We start from the raw sequence: 16,281 nt of genomic DNA on the forward strand, positions 1-16,281 counted from the left end.
GCGGGTCGGGCGGCATCCCGTCCCGGCTGCGGGACGGTGGGACGGGATGGCCGGGACGACGGGACGGCCCGTCCGGGCCGTTAGCTTCCTGTCGGCGCCGTCCAGCGCGACACCTGCCGCAGGACACCGTCCGACGGAGCGCCGCCGCCTCGACACCTCTCCGGGACCCCCACATGCGTCTACGCCCTGCCGCCGTGCCCGCCACGGCCGCGTCCGGCCGCCCTCGGCGACCGCTCCTCGCACCGGGTCCGCACGCGCACGGCGCCGAACCGCCCCGTGAGCGAGGTCGATCGGTGAGCCCCGTCCCGTCCTGAGCCCGCGCGCGCCCCGTGGCCGGCGCCGCCGGCTTCCCTCGGCCCGGCGCGGTCACGGCCCGGCGGCCGTCCATGTTTCCCGGCCGGTCCGGCGCTCCAGCCGGCCGGACCGGCCGGGGTTTCGGCCGCGCTGGCGGATCCAGCGCGGTGTGTCCGGGGCGCGCACACGGCGCGCCCCGTTTCAGGGGGTTTTCGTGTCGCGATACAGATGGCCGAAACTGGGAGTACCAGGGACGGCCCTGCTGGCCCTGTCCCTGCTGGCGGCCGCACCGGTCCCGGCGGCCGCGTCCTCGCGGGCCGCGGCCGCGGCCGTGCCGGCGCCCGGTGGGCAGGGGCCCGCCGAGTCGGCCGGTCCGGCCGCGGACGTGCTGGTCAACGGGTGGGGTGACAGCGCGGGTTACCACCTGGCGGTGGGTACCGGAGCGGGTGGCTACGCCTGGCGTGAGGTGGCGGTCGTGCGGCCGGGAGGCATCGACGATGCTTCGTGGACCGGCTACCAGTGCGTGTCGGGGGACGGGCGCTTCGCGGCGCTGACCGTTCTGCCGGCCTCCGCCGTCAACCGGGCCGAGGCCCGTGACCACGGCGCCTTCGCCTACTCGGTGGACCTCGAGAACGGCGCGGTCAGGCCGGTCGCCACCGGCGTGGCCTTCAAGTACCACTCCCCCGGCTGCGGGCTCGGCACGGACGCGACGTTCGTCGTCAACCCCGGCCAGAACCAGCGCAGTACGCAGGTCCTCTCGGTGGCCCTGCCCACCGGAAGGATCCGCAGCACGGTCACCGTGCAGGGGCAGGTGACCTCCGTGGTCCCCACCCCCGACGGCCCGGTCGGCGTGCTGGGCGCCGCACTCGTCCGCATCCCCGCGCCCGCGGCGGGCTCCGCCGTGCCCAAGGTGCTCGCCGAGGTCGACGGCCACGCCTACGACCTGCGGCCCGCCGCCGCCGGGACGGTGGACTTCGCAGTGCAGTCCGAGCGCGCCGAGCCCTCGAGGCTGATGCGGTTGCGCTCCGGCAAGGTCACCTCCGTCGGGCACGGCTCCCAGCGGTCGCTGCGCCTGATGCAGGGCCGCGCGGGCCACTCCATCGCGGTGGGTGCCAGCGACGTCGCAGCCGGCTCCGGGATCACCCGGGTCACCTCCAAGGGCCTGCCGAACGGGGTCACCGCGGTCTCCCTGGACGGCGGCGCCGTGATCGGCGACGGCGAGCGGACCACCCCGGACGCGCCCCTGGTGCTGGCCACCAAGGACGGCCGGCTCCTGAAGCGCCCGGCAGCGAAGTCCGCCAAGGGCGCGGTCACCACGCTGCCCACCCCGCTGAGCCGGCCGGTCACCCCGCCCCCGCAGCGGAGCACGTCCCTGGGCGCCGCCCCGAGCGCGCTCTCCGGCTCCGGCACGCCGTGGACGAAGCAGTCCGCGCCCTCGGCGGTGGCGGCGGCCCAGACCACTCCGAAGTGCGCGGTGGACCGGCTGGCCGAGAACCGGCAGGTCATGCAGCCCGGTACGGCGCAGGTGTCCTGGGCGGTCGAGATGGCCGAGCAGGGCCTGCTGACGGGCTCCTCCTACACGCGCCCGGCCGGCTACGCGAACCTGGGCCTGGCGGCGTACGCGCCCAACGGCGACTTCGGCAGGGTGGCTCTCAAGCACCCGGCCGGGGACACCTTCGACTCGGTGCCCCGCTCGCTCTACCAGGCGATCGTCGCGCAGGAGAGCAACTACAGCCAGGCCTCCTGGCACGCCCTGCCCGGTATCGCGGGCGGCGCCCTCGTCGGCGACTACTACGGCGCCGGCGGCTCGATCACGCACATGGACTACGCCAAGGGTGACTGCGGCTACGGTCTGGGGCAGATCACCAGCGGCATGTCCAAGGGCGACACCGCCTACTCGGTGAACGGCCAGACGAAGATCGCCGTCGACTACCAGGAGAACGTCTCCGCGGGCCTGGTGATCCTGGAGAAGACCTGGAACCAGCTCTACGACGCGGGCATCACCGTGAACGGCGGCAACCCCCGCTACCTGGAGAACTGGTACCTGGCCGCCTGGGCCTACAACTCCGGCATCCAGCCCACCGCCGCCTTCGGCAACACCACGGGCTGCGTCCCGAGCCCCACCTGCACCGGCCCGGACGGCACCTGGGGCCTGGGCTGGGCCAACAACCCGGCCAACCCGGACTACCCGCCGACCCGCGCCCCGTACCTGCGCACCTCCTACGCGGACGCCTCGCACCCGGCGAGCTGGCCGTACCAGGAGCGCATCATGGGCTGGATGGGCCAGCCCATCCTGCGCTTCAACCAGCCGGCGTACGCCAGGCCCGACTACCACGGCGGCAAGACCTGGCTGCAGATCCCGCCGGTCGGCTCCTTCTGCACCGCCGACAACAAGTGCGACCCGACGGGCGCCCAGAACCCCAAGAACTGCACCCTGGCCAGCCTCCAGTGCTGGTGGCACTCGCCGGTGACGTTCGTCCCCGACTGCGCCACCACCTGCGCCACCAGCGCGTACACCGCCTCGGCGGGCTCGTCCGAGCCGGCCGTGGTCGCCCCGCACCCGCACCCGCCGACCTGCTCGCTCGACGCGAACAAGGTGGGCAACGCCGGCTACGGCGCGCCGATCGTCGTGGACGAGTCGCAGAGCCAGCCGCCGCTGAACCGGGCGGGCTGCGGAGCGTCGAACTGGTCCCAGGGCGGCACGTTCACCTACACCTACGGGACGAACGCCGCGGGTGACCCGATCGGCGCCATCGACACCCACCAGCTGGGCGTCGGCTTCGGCGGACACGTGCTGTTCACCCACACCGAGGACGGCTCCAACCCGGACCTGGTCAACACCGGTACCTGGACGCCCAACCTGCCCAAGCTGCAGTACTACAAGATCAAGCTGCACTTCCCGTCGACGGCGGCCTCCGCCACGAACGTCGTCTACACCATCAACCCCGGTGGCGGGGTGAGCCCGTGGAAGATCCGGGTGAACCAGGACTGGGGATCCGAGCAGTGGGTCACCATCGGCACCTTCGCCATGCAGAACGGCGGCAACGTCAAGCTCACCAACAAGAGTGAGGTCACCGGCTCCGGCAACATCAACTACGCCGACTTCGACGTCGCCTACGACGCCGTCGCCTTCATCCCGCAGGGCGGCTCCCCCGGCGTGCCGATCGGCGGTCCGCCCGGCATCAAGGACGCCCCCAAGGGCAGCAACCCCTCCTGGATCCAGTGCGGTTGCGTGCGCCGTACCGCGGGCGACCCGGTGGACACCAGTACCGGCTACTTCGGTGAGACCGTCACCGACCTGACCACCCCGGGCCGCGGCGCGCCGCTGAACTTCTCGCGCACCTACGCCTCCGCCCTGGCGAGCCCGGCCGGCCCGAACGCGGCCCTGGCCGTCAACGGCCCCTTCGGCTGGGGGTGGACGTACTCCTACAACCTCTCGGCCACCACCGACGGCCCGACCGGGAACGTCACGGTCAAGCAGGAGGACGGCTCCCAGGTCACCTTCGTCAACACCGCCGGCAGCTACGCGCCGTCTGCGCCGCGCTACAACGCGACGCTGACCAAGTCCGGTTCCACGTACACCTTCACCCGGAGGTCCAAGGAGATCTTCACCTTCGACACCGCCACCGGGCACGTGCTCTCGGCGACCGACGTGGCCGGCAGCAAAGCCGGCCCGGCCTACGCCACCACCATGGCGTACGACGGCTCCGGCCGGCTGTCCACCGTCACCGACCCGGGCGGCCGCACGTACACGCTGACCTGGACCGGCACCCACATCACGGCCCTGTCCGACTCGGCCGGCCGCAAGGTGACCTACGGCTACGACGCGGCGGGCAACCTCACCGACGTCTACGGCGTGGGCACCACCCGGACCCCGGCACTGCGGGACGACGACCACGCCACGTACGGCTACGACGCGGCGCACCTGATGACCACGATGCGCAAGCCGGTGCAGTTCGGCTCCACGGCGACCCCGGCCCCGGTCACGACCAACGTGTACGACGCCGCCGAGCGCGTGATCAAGCAGACCGACCCGGTGGGCGGCACCACCCTCTTCGAGTACGGTCCGGACGCCGCGGCGGGCCTGACGGCCGGTCAGACCCGGACCACCGACCCGGCGGGCCAGAAGACGCTCTACACCTACCAGAGCGGCATGCTGACCTCCGAGACCCGCGGCTTCGGCACCGCCGACGCCGGGACCTGGACGTACACCTACGACCCGATCAGCATGGGCATGACGTCCTCCAGCGACCCCAAGGGCAACCTGCAGACGTTCGCCTACGACGACCACGGCAACCGGATCTCCGAGAGCGATTCCCGGGGCTTCACCACGAGCCACGTCTACGACGACACCGACCACCTGCTGACCACGGTCGACCCGGCCGGACTGCGCACCGACTTCGGGTACGACGAGAGCGGGCACATCGCCGCCACGGGCAGCGGATTCGGCCAGCTCACCAGCACCACGGCGGCGCCGGCCGACGGCACGCTCCCCGCCCGTACCAGCAACGTGTACTACGAGGACCCCGCCCACCCGGCGGACGCCACCCGCACCGTCGACCCCCGCGGCAACGCCACCCTCGTCACCTATGACGCGAACGGCTACGTCACCAGCAGCACCGGCGCCGAGGGCGACAAGACCCTGTACGGCTACGACGCCGGCCGGGGCCTGCGGACCTCGGCCGTCTCGCCCCTCGGCACGGCCGCCGGCACCGCGGTGGGCTGCACCCCGCCCGCCAAGGGCTGCACCACCTTCGGATACGACGCCTGGGGCCACAAGAACCGGACCGTGGACCCGCTGGGCCACGTGACCTCGGCGGTCTTCGACGCCAACGGCAACATGGTCTCGGCGACCGACGCCAACCACCACACCACGGTCAACGGCTACGACGCCTTCGACCGCAAGACCAGCATCACCCGCCCCGACACCACCACCACGCAGACCGTCTACAACGGTGACGGGACCATCGCCAAGACCATCGACGCCGCCGGCGCCGAAACCCTCTACGGCTACGACGGCCAGCGCCGCCAGAGCACCCGCACCGATCCGGCGGGCCGGGTCACCAAAATGACGTACGACGCCGCCGGCAACCTCGCGACCAGCACCGACCCGCAGAACCGGGTCACCACCTACACCTACGACCCGGCGGGCAAGCCGGTCACGATCTCCTACTCGGACGGCACCACGCCGAACGTCACGGCGATCACCTACGACCCGGCGGGCCGCAAGACCGCGACCACCGACGGCACCGGCACCACCACCCGCGCCTACGACACCTTCGGCGAACTGCTCACCCTGACCAACGGCGCCGGGGCGGTGACCGCCTTCACCTACGACGCCGGCGGCAACCAGGCCACCCTCACCTACCCCGGCGGCACCGGCCGCACGGCCACCCGTACCTTCGACAAGGCCGGCCGGCTGTCCGCCCTCCAGGACTGGAACAGCAAGTCCACCATCTTCGGGTACGACGCCGACAGCCACTGGACCTCCACCACCTACCCCAACGGCACCGTCGCCACCACCGGCTGGAACGACGCCGGACAGCGCACCTCGGACACACTGAAGAAGGGCACCACCACCCTCGCCGACCTGACCTACACCCGTGACCTCGTCGGCCAGCTGAGCGGCGAGACGCCCACCGGCGTCCCGGGCGGCGCCCAGACCTTCGGCTACACGGCGAACGACCAGATCAAGAGCACCACGAGCGGTTCCACCACCACCGGCTTCGACTACGACAAGGCCGACAACCCGGTCCTGGTCGGCGCCGTCAAGCAGGTCTTCGACGCGGCGGGCCAGCTGTGCTGGTCCACCACCGGCACCGCACCGGCCACCCCGGCCTGCGGCACCCCGGGTTCCGGGGCGACCACCTACACCTACGACCCGCAGGGCAACCGCACCAGGACCACGACCGGAGCCGGCGCGGTCACCACCTACGGCTACGACCAGGCCAACCGCCTGACCACGGCCACCACCGGCGGGACCACGGCCGGCTACCGCTACGACGCCGCCGGCCTGCGCGCCTCGAAGACCGTCGCCGGCGCCACCACCGCCTTCGCCTGGGACGGGCAGGACACGCCGAACATGCTCTACGACGGGACCACCAGCTACCTCTACGGTCCCGCGAACACCCCCGTCGAGCAGATCGGTGCCACTGCCAGCCAGTGGTACTTCCACGACCAGCTCGGCTCGACCCGGGCCCTGACCGACGCGGCGGGCACGGTGGGCGGCAGCTACGCCTACACCCCGTACGGCACGGTCACCGGCCACACCGGGACCGCGTCGACCCCGCTGCAGTACGCCGGCCAGTACACGGACGCGGAGACCGGCCTGGTCTACCTCCGCGCCCGCTCCTACGACCCGGCGACGGCGCAGTTCCTCACCGTCGACCCCGCGGTGCGCAGCACGCGCAGCGCGTACGGGTACACCGGCGGCAACCCGCTCAACGGCTCCGACCCGTCGGGCCTGTGGACCGGGGGGCTCTGCCTGAACATCGGCATCGGCTTCATCTGGGGCTTCCACGCCCAGGGATGCCTGGAGATCGACGACGACTGGCACGCCGGAGTCAACGCCACCGGCGCCAACCTGGTGGCCACCCCGAGCGGCGGCCTCGGCATCGGTCTGCAGGGCAGCGACGCGGATACGATCGACGACCTCTCCGGCCCGTTCAAGACGTGCGGGGCCAGCGGCGGCGCAGGCGTCACCGGGGGCGGCGACTACTCCTGGGGAAGCGACAGCAAGGGGAACGACGTCCACCTCGGCGAGGTCGGGGCAGGCCTCGGTCTCGACATTCCCTTCCCCGTCGAGGGCCATTTCGGCGAGAGCAACACCACGAACGCGTGGCACCTCTCCAACCTGTGGGATTGGATGTTCTAGATGCCTTCTGAGCAGTGGGAGCGTGCGGACCGCGACCCCGCGGCGATCGTCCTGCGGGTGTTCTTCCTGCCCTTCCTGGCGATCCCCGTGGGGTGCCTGGTGGTGCCCGTCGTCATGGCGTTCCACCACCGGCCGGGGCCCTGGGGGTACGTGATCATGCCGCTCGCGGCGCTCGTGCTCCTCAGGCTCTGGACCCTGCTCTGGCGGCTCACCCGGATCGGGATCTACGTGGGTGACGCGGGGGTCAAGGTGATCACCCCCCGCGTCACCGTCATCCCCTGGCACGAGGTGGAGGGCGTGGAAACCCGGCCCCTGCACGCCTGGAGCCGGGGGACGGTCAGGGGCGACGTCCTGTGGATCGTCCGCAGGGACGGGACCGCGGCCTGGACACTCCTGTCCCGCCGGTCCCCGATCGCCCTGGTCTCACCGGGCGCCTTCGAGCGCACGGTGGACCGGCTGGAGCGGGAACTCCGCTCCCGCTCGCAGTAGTACGACCGGTAGGAGGCGGGGCCCGGTGCGCGCGCACCGGGCCCCGTCCCGCGTGGGGGCGCCTCAATCGAGTCGCGGCGCCCGCGGACGTGTCGCTGCGGCCGCCTCCGGATCGTCGTCCACTGCTTCGTCGGCCGGCTGCGTCTCGCTGTGGATGCCGCTGGCCGCGACCGCGATCAGGCAGGCGGAGATGATCGCCTCGGCCCACAGGAAGGACGTGTAGTCCAGGAGGGAGCCCATCGGTGGACCTCCCGGGGCCGTACCGCGGAAGCCCGCGAGCGCGAAGAGCGTGGCGGCCATCCAGCCCATCGCCGGCCACACCAGCCCGCGCCGCTGGCTGATGATCACCCAGGTCGCGCCCAGGACGGCCAGGGCCAGGCCCCACATGACCGCCGTCATGAACCAGATGAGAACGAACGTGCCCCGCGAGCGCGTGATGGCCAGATCGAAGCCCGTGAAGGACGGCTCGGCGTACTTCTTGGTCACCGAGGGCTTGAACGCGGCGTCCTCGTCGCGCAGCGCGAACAGGACCGGTACCGGTGTGTCCTGGTTCCCGGCGCGCGCGGTGAAGCCGATGTTCGTGGCGTACTCGTCGAAGGGGTAGTCGGAGACCGTCGCACCGCTGAGGGAGACCTTCATGTCCTGGTAGGAGACCTGCTGGCCGGCTTTGAGGCGGAAGTCGCCCTGGATCAGGGAGGAGCTGGTCACCCGCAGGTCAACGGCCGGAGTGAAGGGGTCACCTGCGGCGCGGAGCCGGCCCTGGGGCTGGACCAGCACCCGCAGGGTCATCTCCCGGGTGACCGGGTCGACCTTCTGGATGGCGGCGTCGACGGTGACGCCGCCGTCCTGGCGCGCTCCGGTGCTGTACGTCCGGCCGCGGACCTCCCGCTCGTTGACGTACAGGCCGGCACCGACGGCGATGGCCAGGAGGATCGCGGCGAGCGGCAGAAGTCGGCGGGCGAACCGGGTGGCTTGCGTGGGAGGAGACATCGGGTGTTCTGCGCAATCAGGAGTAGAGGGCTGCCCGGCACGGCCCCCGGGTACACGAGACACACGGGCGCCGCCGGACTCGGCTGCCCGGCGGCTCCTGCGACTTTGGTGCGCACGCTGACGGCCGGTCCCGGCGCTCGCCGGCCGCCGCGCCCGGGGCAGCCGGCGGGGCGGTGTCAGGAGGCGCTGGCCTTGCTGACGGTCCCGGTGGTGGAGAGGACGAAGGTGCGGCCGTCGATCGTGGTGCTCGCGCTCTTCCCGTGGGCCTCGAGCGTGCCCTTGAAGACCGGGCCGCGCGCGATCTCCGCCCGGACGGTCTGCGAGGAGGCGTTGACGGAGACCTTCGCCGTCCAGCCGCCGCCGAGGCTGGTGACGCCCTTGGACTGCCAGCCGCCCGGCAGCGGGGACGTGGACGCGGCGGCGGTGGTCTTGTAGACCATCCCGCCGGGGGTGAGGGTGAAGGTGGTGGTGCCGAGCTTCACGGTGGCGATGTGGCCGTTCGCCTTCAGGTTGGCCTTGACGGCGCCGTGGCGGGCGATGTCGGCGCGCGCGGTCCGGGCGGAGGCGTTGAAGTCGATGCTCGCGGTCCACCCGTCACCGAGGTGGACCAGGTCCTTCGCCTGCCATCCACCGACAGCGTGGTGACCGGTCTCCGTCTGGCCGCCCGGCGCGTCGCCGATGTCCAGGACCTGCCGTGCCTCGACACGGCCGCTGCCCGCATCCGCCGGAGCAGGGTTCACGGCGGCGAAGGAAGCCACCGCGGAGGCGGCCAGAGCGACAACAGCACCGGCCGTGACCACGGCCAGACGGCAAGAACGCGAAGAAGTACGCATCGAAGGTTCTCCTAGAAACCAGATCCGATCTGAGACGGATTCCGTTCAATTACGCCGCATCTGCGGCTTTGACACCCACGACGCTACGGACCCCGTCCGTAGGACACCCCTCCGTTGTGTAACGACTGGCCCAACACCCCGGCCACCCGATCACGACCACAACAAAAGGCCAGTTCAGAGCCGCTTCAGGACCTTCGCAACCAACCTGGTGGGACCAACGCCCCCCACTTCCGAGGACGGCGACTGGGCGTCGCGGCGGCACGTCAGCTGCAGGTGCGGTCCTTCGCGGGGAGCCGGCCCGTCGTCAGGTAGCGGGTGACGTCGGCGTCGGCGCACGACGGGCGGCCGCTCACCAGCACTCCGTGGCCCTCACCGCCCGCGACCGTGATCATGCGGGCGCCGTGCAGAGCTCGCCGCATGCCCTTGGCCATCTCCCGTGGAGTCTGGGGATCCCATTCGTTCTGCACGATCAGCGCGTCGACGTCGTTGTCCACCACCGTGGCCTTCTCACGCGGAGCGGACTTCCAGAACGCACAGGGCTGGACGTTGGCGCCGAAGTCGCCCGCCAGCGGGCGGGCTGCGCGGTCGCGGATCGCGTCGCGGCGGTACCGCTCGGGATCACGCGGCCAGTGCCGGCCCTCGCCGCACAGAACGGCCCAGGCGGCGGACACGGCGTTGTCGACGTCCGGCGCTCCCTCTGCCGGCTCGGGTGGCGTGGGCACGGCCGTGCCCGCACCGGTCAGCGCCGGGGTGCCCGCCGCCGCGGCCCTGAGCGCCACGATGAAAGGCGTAACGGCCTCGACCTGCACGAAGGCCCGGTACTGCGCCCGGATCGCGTCGCCGTCGAAGGGCTGGCCGTCCAGCACGATCGGCGTGCGGTCGGCACGCGCGACCAGATCCCAGAACGCCGCGCGCACCGCCTGCGGGGTCGCACCCAGCCCGTAGGTCGCATGGCGGGCCGCAGCCCACTGCGTCCAGCGGGTGAAGGCGAGTTCGGCGGCTCCGGTCGCCCCGCGCAGCACACCGCGCCAGACCAGCGCCGGGTCCAGTGCGCTGTCGAGCACGAAGCGGTCCGTCCGGCGGGGGAACATCTGGCTGTAGACGGCACCCAGGTACGTGCCGTACGAGTGCCCCAGGTAGGAGATCTTCCGCTCGCCCAGCGCGGCCCGGACCACGTCCATGTCCCGCGCCGTGTTCCGGGTGGTGATGTGCGGCAGCAGTGCGCCGGACTTGGCCCGGCATTTGTCCGCCACGCTCCGGGCCCGGTCCACGTCCTGTCCGAACGTCCGTGCGGAGTAGGGGTGGTTGAGGACCTGCTCGTCCGGCGCGAGACCACAGTGGACCGGCGCGCTGCGTCCGACGCCGATCAGGTCGAAGCGCTCGCGTACCGCCGGCGCCAGCAGCGGCGCCATCCCGGCCGGCATGGTCAGCCCCGGCCCTCCCGGACCGCCGGGGTTCATGAGCAGGACACCGCGCCGCTTCGTAGCGCTGGCGGCCTTCATCCGCGACACCGCTATCCCGATGGTCCTGCCGTCCGGACGGCCGTAATCCAGCGGCACCTTCACCACCGTGCACTGCAACGATGCCGGCTCGTCGGACGCGCAACGCTCCCAGCGCAGTTGCTGCTGCCGCCCGAACCTCCCGAGCGGCTCCTCGGCCGCGAACGCGGTCGCCGGCGTGAGCCCCGCCAGCACGGCCGTCACCGCCCCGGCCGTCAGGATGGAAGTCGTCGGTCCAGCTCGCAGCACGTGCTGCCCCCAGTTCTGCGGAGTTCGGTTCCTCGGATCACCTCAGGTCGCCGATCGTGCGACACCGCGCCCCGTCTGCCACCAGCCGGTCTCCTGACCAGACCCGAGGCTTCCGATCCAACCCGTCGCGCCGGGACCGGACCAGGCAATTCCACCCGCAGATCCGTGCGGTCGCAGTTCTGCAGGTTCCCCGGCCGCTCCCGGGGGATTCGGCGGCGCTCATGTCCAGGCGGTTCCGGGGGTGGTGCCAGGTTCACCGTCGATGCGGAGGCACGGTGCATGGCACGGCCCTTGCGTGGCGCCTTACCGTCAGGGCATGAAGATCTCCCGGGCGCTGCGGCGCAGAGTTGTTCGGGTCCGGCGGGACACCGGTTTCCTGGCGGCCGGGATTCCACTGCACCTTGCGCTGGTGCCGTTGTGGAGCTGGCTGGCGAGTGCCGTGACGTCGAGGGCGTGGCCGTGGGTCCCGCTCCCGTTCGCGCTGCTCCTGCTCGGAGTCCCCGTGCTCACCGCCGTGCAGCGGCGCCGTTACCGCGTACTGCTGGGAGTGGAGGTCCTGCGGCCGCCGGCCGGGCGCGAGCAGCGGTGGCCGAGGCGCGCTCTGCGGTGGCTGTCCGCGGCCACGACCTGGCGGCAGGCCGGCTACCACCTGCTCGCCGGTCCGCTGCTGGCCGTGGTGGAGCTGGGGGTGCTCGCCGCGTGGGTCGGGGGCCTGGTCGGTACGACCGTCAACGGCTGGGCCTGGACGCTGCCGGCCCCGGTTCGCCTCGATCATTTCGACTACTCGACCCAGGTGGTGTACTACACGGCGGCCGGCGTGCTGCTGCTGTGCTCCGCACCCTGGCTGACCGGGGCGGTGACCCGCGCCGAGAGCCGGATCGCGGTCGCGCTGCTCGGGACCAGCCGCTCCCAGCGGCTCCAGCAGCGTGTCGAGCGCCTGTCCGAGAGCCGCACCGACCTGATCGACGCCGTCGACTCCGAACGCCGCCGCATCGAACGCGACCTGCACGACGGCACCCAGCAGCGCCTGGTCTCCCTCGCGGTCAACCTGGGCCTGGCCAAGGCCACGCTCACCGACCTGCCGGAGGAGGCCCGGACCGTGATCGGCGAGGCGCACCGCGAGGCGAAGGAGGCCATCGCCGAACTCAACGACCTGGTACGCGGCCTGCACCCGGCCGTACTCGAAGACCGCGGGCTGGACGCGGCGTTGTCCGGGCTGGCCGCCCGGGTACCGGTCCCGGTACGGCTGCGGGTCGACCTGGAGGGGCGAGCGGCGCCCGCCGTGGAGTCGGTCGCCTATTTCGTGGTCTCCGAGGCGCTCACCAACGTCACCAAGCACGCCCGCGCGACCCGCGTGGACATCACCGTCGAACAGGTCCGGAGAATGCTGCGCGTGCACATCACCGACGACGGGATCGGCGGCGCCGACACCTCCGCCGGCAGCGGCCTGCGCGGGCTTGCCAAACGGGTCGGCGCGGTGGACGGCACCTTCCACGTCAGCAGTCCGGTCGGGGGCCCGACCACCATCGCGGTGGAGCTGCCCCGTGGTCGGCACCCGGCAGGACCCCGCGCGGCCGATCCTGCCGGTGCTCCGGTGCGCGGGGGCGAACCTGACGGGCCGTGATGTGTCAAGGGGGGTGCCCGCCTTCCTCTTCGGGGGCCGGGCGCAATGATCTCGGGTCGGCGTCTTGGCAGAGTCGTCGTCAAGCGACCGGTCGGCCCGACCGGCCTGTGATCAGGGGGAAAGCTCATGCACCGCACGTCAATCGCCACCGCGGTTCTGCTCGCCACGGCAGTCATCGGGGTATCCGTCCCCGAGGCGGTGGCCCGGCCGGTCGACCCGGTGCAGCGGCAGCTGGACCTGCTCGTGAACAGCGACGGCGTCCCGGGCGCGCTGGCGTACGACGGCAGGGCGACGCGTACGGCCGGGGTCGCGGACCGGGAGACGGGACGGGCCATGGTCGACGAACGGGGGCGGATCCGGCTGGCCAGCGACACCAAGGCGTTCACCGCGACGGCCGTCATGCGCCTGGTGGCTGACGGGCGGATCCGCCTCGACGACAACGCCGGCCGCTACGTGCCGCAGCTGGCCGGACGGCGCATCACCGTCCGGCAGTTGCTCAAGCAGACCAGCGGTCTGCCGGAGTACACCGCGCTGGTCGACTGGACCCGGCCCGGCACGTCGGAGGAGTACCTGGCCCTCGCGCTCGCGGAGAAGCCGGTCTTCGATCCCGGCAGCGACTGGGGCTACTCCAACACCAACTACCTGGCACTCGGCATGGTGATCGACAAGGTGTCCGGGGTCGGCTTCCGCGCGTACATCGAGCACACGATCCTGCGCCCGCTGCACCTGGACGACACCTACTGGCCCGCACCGGGCGAGCTGTCGCTGCGCGGACCGCACGCCCGCAACTACGGCATCCACCCGGCCGCCCCGGAGGCCGGCCGGGTGGACGTGACCGAGCTCCCCGGTTACGAGTTCGGCGCGTCCGGCGGCCTGGTCTCCACGCCGAAGGACCTCAACGCCTTCTGGGACGGACTGTTCGGCGGCCGCCTCCTGCCCCACTGGGCCCTGCACCAGATGACCCGGGACACCACCGCGATCGGCGGACGGGACGTCTACCCGGCGGGCAGCCGCTACGGCTACGGCCTCGCCTCGATCCCGCTCAGCTGCGGCGGCGTCTACTGGGGCCACGGCGGCGACCTGCCCGGCAACTCGGTGGGCGGCGGCCGCGCCACGGCGGGCCGCGGGACCGTGACCGTCTACACCACGACCTGGGCCGCCGAAGGCGACAGCCTCCGCCACCTCCAGGCGGCGGTGGACGCGGCCCTGTGCACCAGGCGCCGCTAGGCCGATCCCCTCAAGCGGGGTCGCGCCCCAACTCCCCAGATTTCGAGCGTCGGTTGTCAGTGGCACCGCGTAGTCTGCACGGACGGAAGCGGGGGACGGTTCACGTGCCGACGCGTGGTTTCGGGCATGCGCAGGACGCTGCCCGGGCGTGCCCCGCAGGCTCGATCCTCAGGGGGGATCTTGACTACACCACACCGCGGGCGACTGCGTGCGCTGGCCGCCGGGAGCGTACTCGCCCTGGCGGCCGGCGCTCTGTGCGCCGCCCCGAGCACTGCCGCCCCGCTGCACCGCGCGCCGGGTACCGCCGTCGCGCCGCCCACGACCGCCCCGGTGCCGGGGGCGGTCTCCGACACCGTGCCGCGTCGCGCCGGCGGGCACCCGACCGTCGTCATGCCGCGTCTCGTCCCACCGTCGGCGCGGGTGACCACCGCCGCCAAGCTGCGGCACGACGTCGACGGCGACGGCCAAAGTGACCTGATCACCGTGGAGTACGACCAGGTCACAGCCGTCTACCTGTCCTCGCTCCACACCTGGAGCGAGTACACCATCCCCAAGGACGACCCCGAGTCCGCGTTCAAGGACCTGCTGCCGGTGGGCGACGTGGGCGGGACGACCCAGCCCGAGCTGCTCTCGCTCACGTTCGACGGTGTCATCACGCTCTACGAGGCGGGCGTGAAGAGCGCGTCCGCGCCCAAGTGGTCCGGCACCGGCTGGCAGGCCTACAACCGGGTCATCGCCACCGGTGACGTGACCGGCGACCGCCGTCCCGACCTGCTGGCCCGCGACCACGCCGGGGGGCTGTGGCTGTACACGGGGACCGGGAACGTCAGCAGGCCGTTCAACTCACGGGTCAAGGTCGGCTCCGGCTGGGGAATCTACGACCAGATCGTCGGCGCCAACGACGTCGACGGCGACGGCATCGGCGACGTGGTCACCCGCACCCTGAACGGCGACCTGTGGTTCCACAAGGGAGCCGGCAGCGCCACCGCCCCGCTCAAGCCTGCCGTCAAGGTCGGCACCGGCTGGAACACGTACAACATGATCACCGGCTCGGACGACGGCAACGGCGACGGCAAGAGCGACCTGCTCGCCCGCAACAAGGCCGGCGTCCAGTACTGGTTCAAGTCGATCGGCGGCGGCAAGTTCGCCGCACCCGAGTACTTCGGCGACGGCTACGAGGAGAACCGCTTCATCGTCGGCGCGGGCACCACCCAGCTCTACGGCAAGGGTCAGAACCTCATGACCCAGAAGGCCGACAACCTCATGGCCAAGTGGTACGCCCTGGCCAACGGCGACTACCTCTCGCCGCCGGTCAACGCCGGCAGCGAGACGCCCGGGTCCCGCACCACGTACGCCACCGCGCTCAACAGCCACAACCACGCCGCCTACGTGCAGAACATCGGCAGCGACCTGTACATCCGCGGCAGCAAGGTCAGTTCGGCGTGGAACTACACCATGATGGCCGGCCCCGGCGACCTCACGGGTGACGGCAAGGGCGACCTGCTCAGCCGTGACTCCGCCGGGGTCCTGTGGCTGCACCCCGGCGACGGGGCGGTGTACACGAAGCTCGGCGCGCGCATCAAGGTCGGCACCGGCTGGAACACGTACAACTCGCTCGTCGGCTCCGGCGACTACTCCGGCGACGGGCGGCCCGACCTGCTCGCCCGCGACACCACCGGCCGCCTCTTCCTCTACAAGGGCACCGGCACGTCCACCGCGCCGTTCGCCGCCCGGGAGCAGGTCGCCACCGGCTGGAACATCTACGACGCGCTGGTCGTGCCGGGTGACATCAACGGCGACAGCAAGGGCGACGTGCTCGCCCGCCTCCCGGACGGCGTGATGTACCTGTACACCGCCACGGGCAACGCCGGCACCGCCACCTTCGCCCCCCGGGTGAAGTTCGGCACCGGCTGGAACATCTACAAGACCATGATCTGAGCCCGCGCGGCCACCCGGCCGCCCGGAGCAACCACCAGCGCCCGCCCGCCGATCCCGGCGGGCGGGCCCCGGCCCGTGGTGAGCCGTCCAGAACCTCGCGACTCCCCTGCCACGCGGCCATGACCGCCGCCCCTCCGGCCTCGATGGACGTGACCGTCCCGGCGAAATCGGCCAGGGGCGTTGGGGGGCGGGTACAACGGCCGTGCAGCACCTGCGCGGTCGTTCAGCCGTCGACCCGCTCCGGGCGGTACAGCCGGCCGTAGG

The 16,281-nt window shown here is 72.0% G+C and carries 8 protein-coding genes; 5 read left to right on the forward strand and 3 right to left on the reverse strand.

The window, feature by feature from the left end; all coding sequences use genetic code 11:
- Window positions 1–508 precede the first annotated feature (508 nt).
- On the forward strand, window positions 509–7,168 hold the full coding sequence (locus tag AB0O40_RS09220; protein WP_365037311.1) for an RHS repeat-associated core domain-containing protein: 6,660 nt from the start codon (window positions 509–511) through the stop codon (window positions 7,166–7,168).
- Complete coding sequence (locus AB0O40_RS09225; protein ID WP_365037313.1) at window positions 7,169–7,657, forward strand: hypothetical protein; 489 nt, start codon at window positions 7,169–7,171, stop codon at window positions 7,655–7,657.
- Between the two features lie 63 nt (window positions 7,658–7,720).
- Here AB0O40_RS09225 and AB0O40_RS09230 read toward each other — a convergent pair whose 3' ends face one another.
- From AB0O40_RS09230 to AB0O40_RS09240, 3 genes are all read right to left on the reverse strand, one after another.
- A complete protein-coding gene (locus AB0O40_RS09230) occupies window positions 7,721–8,647 on the reverse strand; it encodes a DUF4436 family protein (RefSeq protein WP_365037315.1) in 927 nt (308 codons plus the stop codon).
- Between the two features lie 176 nt (window positions 8,648–8,823).
- Entirely contained in the window at window positions 8,824–9,387 is a 564-nt protein-coding gene (locus AB0O40_RS09235; protein WP_365037317.1) for a hypothetical protein, read from the reverse strand.
- 356 nt (window positions 9,388–9,743) lie between these two features.
- Window positions 9,744–11,228: an alpha/beta hydrolase gene (locus AB0O40_RS09240; RefSeq protein WP_365037319.1), complete on the reverse strand. Its 1,485-nt coding sequence runs from the start codon at window positions 11,226–11,228 to the stop codon at window positions 9,744–9,746.
- 316 nt (window positions 11,229–11,544) lie between these two features.
- Between AB0O40_RS09240 and AB0O40_RS09245 the strand changes: the two genes are divergently transcribed.
- The 3 genes from AB0O40_RS09245 to AB0O40_RS09255 all read left to right on the forward strand — a co-directional run bounded on the left by AB0O40_RS09245 (window position 11,545) and on the right by AB0O40_RS09255 (window position 16,017).
- Window positions 11,545–12,852 carry a sensor histidine kinase gene (locus AB0O40_RS09245; protein WP_365037321.1) on the forward strand — a complete coding sequence of 436 codons (1,308 nt, stop codon included), beginning with the start codon at window positions 11,545–11,547 and terminating at the stop codon, window positions 12,850–12,852.
- Window positions 12,853–12,978: 126 nt separating this feature from the next.
- The gene (locus AB0O40_RS09250; RefSeq protein ID WP_365037323.1) at window positions 12,979–14,079 is read left to right on the forward strand and encodes a serine hydrolase domain-containing protein; all 1,101 of its coding nucleotides are present in this window, start codon (window positions 12,979–12,981) and stop codon (window positions 14,077–14,079) included.
- Window positions 14,080–14,259: 180 nt separating this feature from the next.
- On the forward strand, window positions 14,260–16,017 hold the full coding sequence (locus tag AB0O40_RS09255) for a VCBS repeat-containing protein (protein ID WP_365037324.1): 1,758 nt from the start codon (window positions 14,260–14,262) through the stop codon (window positions 16,015–16,017).
- The last annotated feature ends 264 nt before the right edge of the window (window positions 16,018–16,281 follow it).

The organism is Streptomyces sp. NPDC089919, assembly GCF_040684615.1.
Lineage (GTDB): Bacteria > Actinomycetota > Actinomycetes > Streptomycetales > Streptomycetaceae > Streptomyces.

Bases quoted from the DNA above. Each gene is read 5' to 3' on its own strand.
- AB0O40_RS09225 (WP_365037313.1), top strand. From the start codon at position 7,169: ATGCCTTCTGAGCAGTGGGAGCGTGCGGACCGCGACCCCGCGGCGATC.
- AB0O40_RS09230 (WP_365037315.1), bottom strand. From the start codon at position 8,647: ATGTCTCCTCCCACGCAAGCCACCCGGTTCGCCCGCCGACTTCTGCCG.
- AB0O40_RS09245 (WP_365037321.1), top strand. From the start codon at position 11,545: ATGAAGATCTCCCGGGCGCTGCGGCGCAGAGTTGTTCGGGTCCGGCGG.
- AB0O40_RS09250 (WP_365037323.1), top strand. From the start codon at position 12,979: ATGCACCGCACGTCAATCGCCACCGCGGTTCTGCTCGCCACGGCAGTC.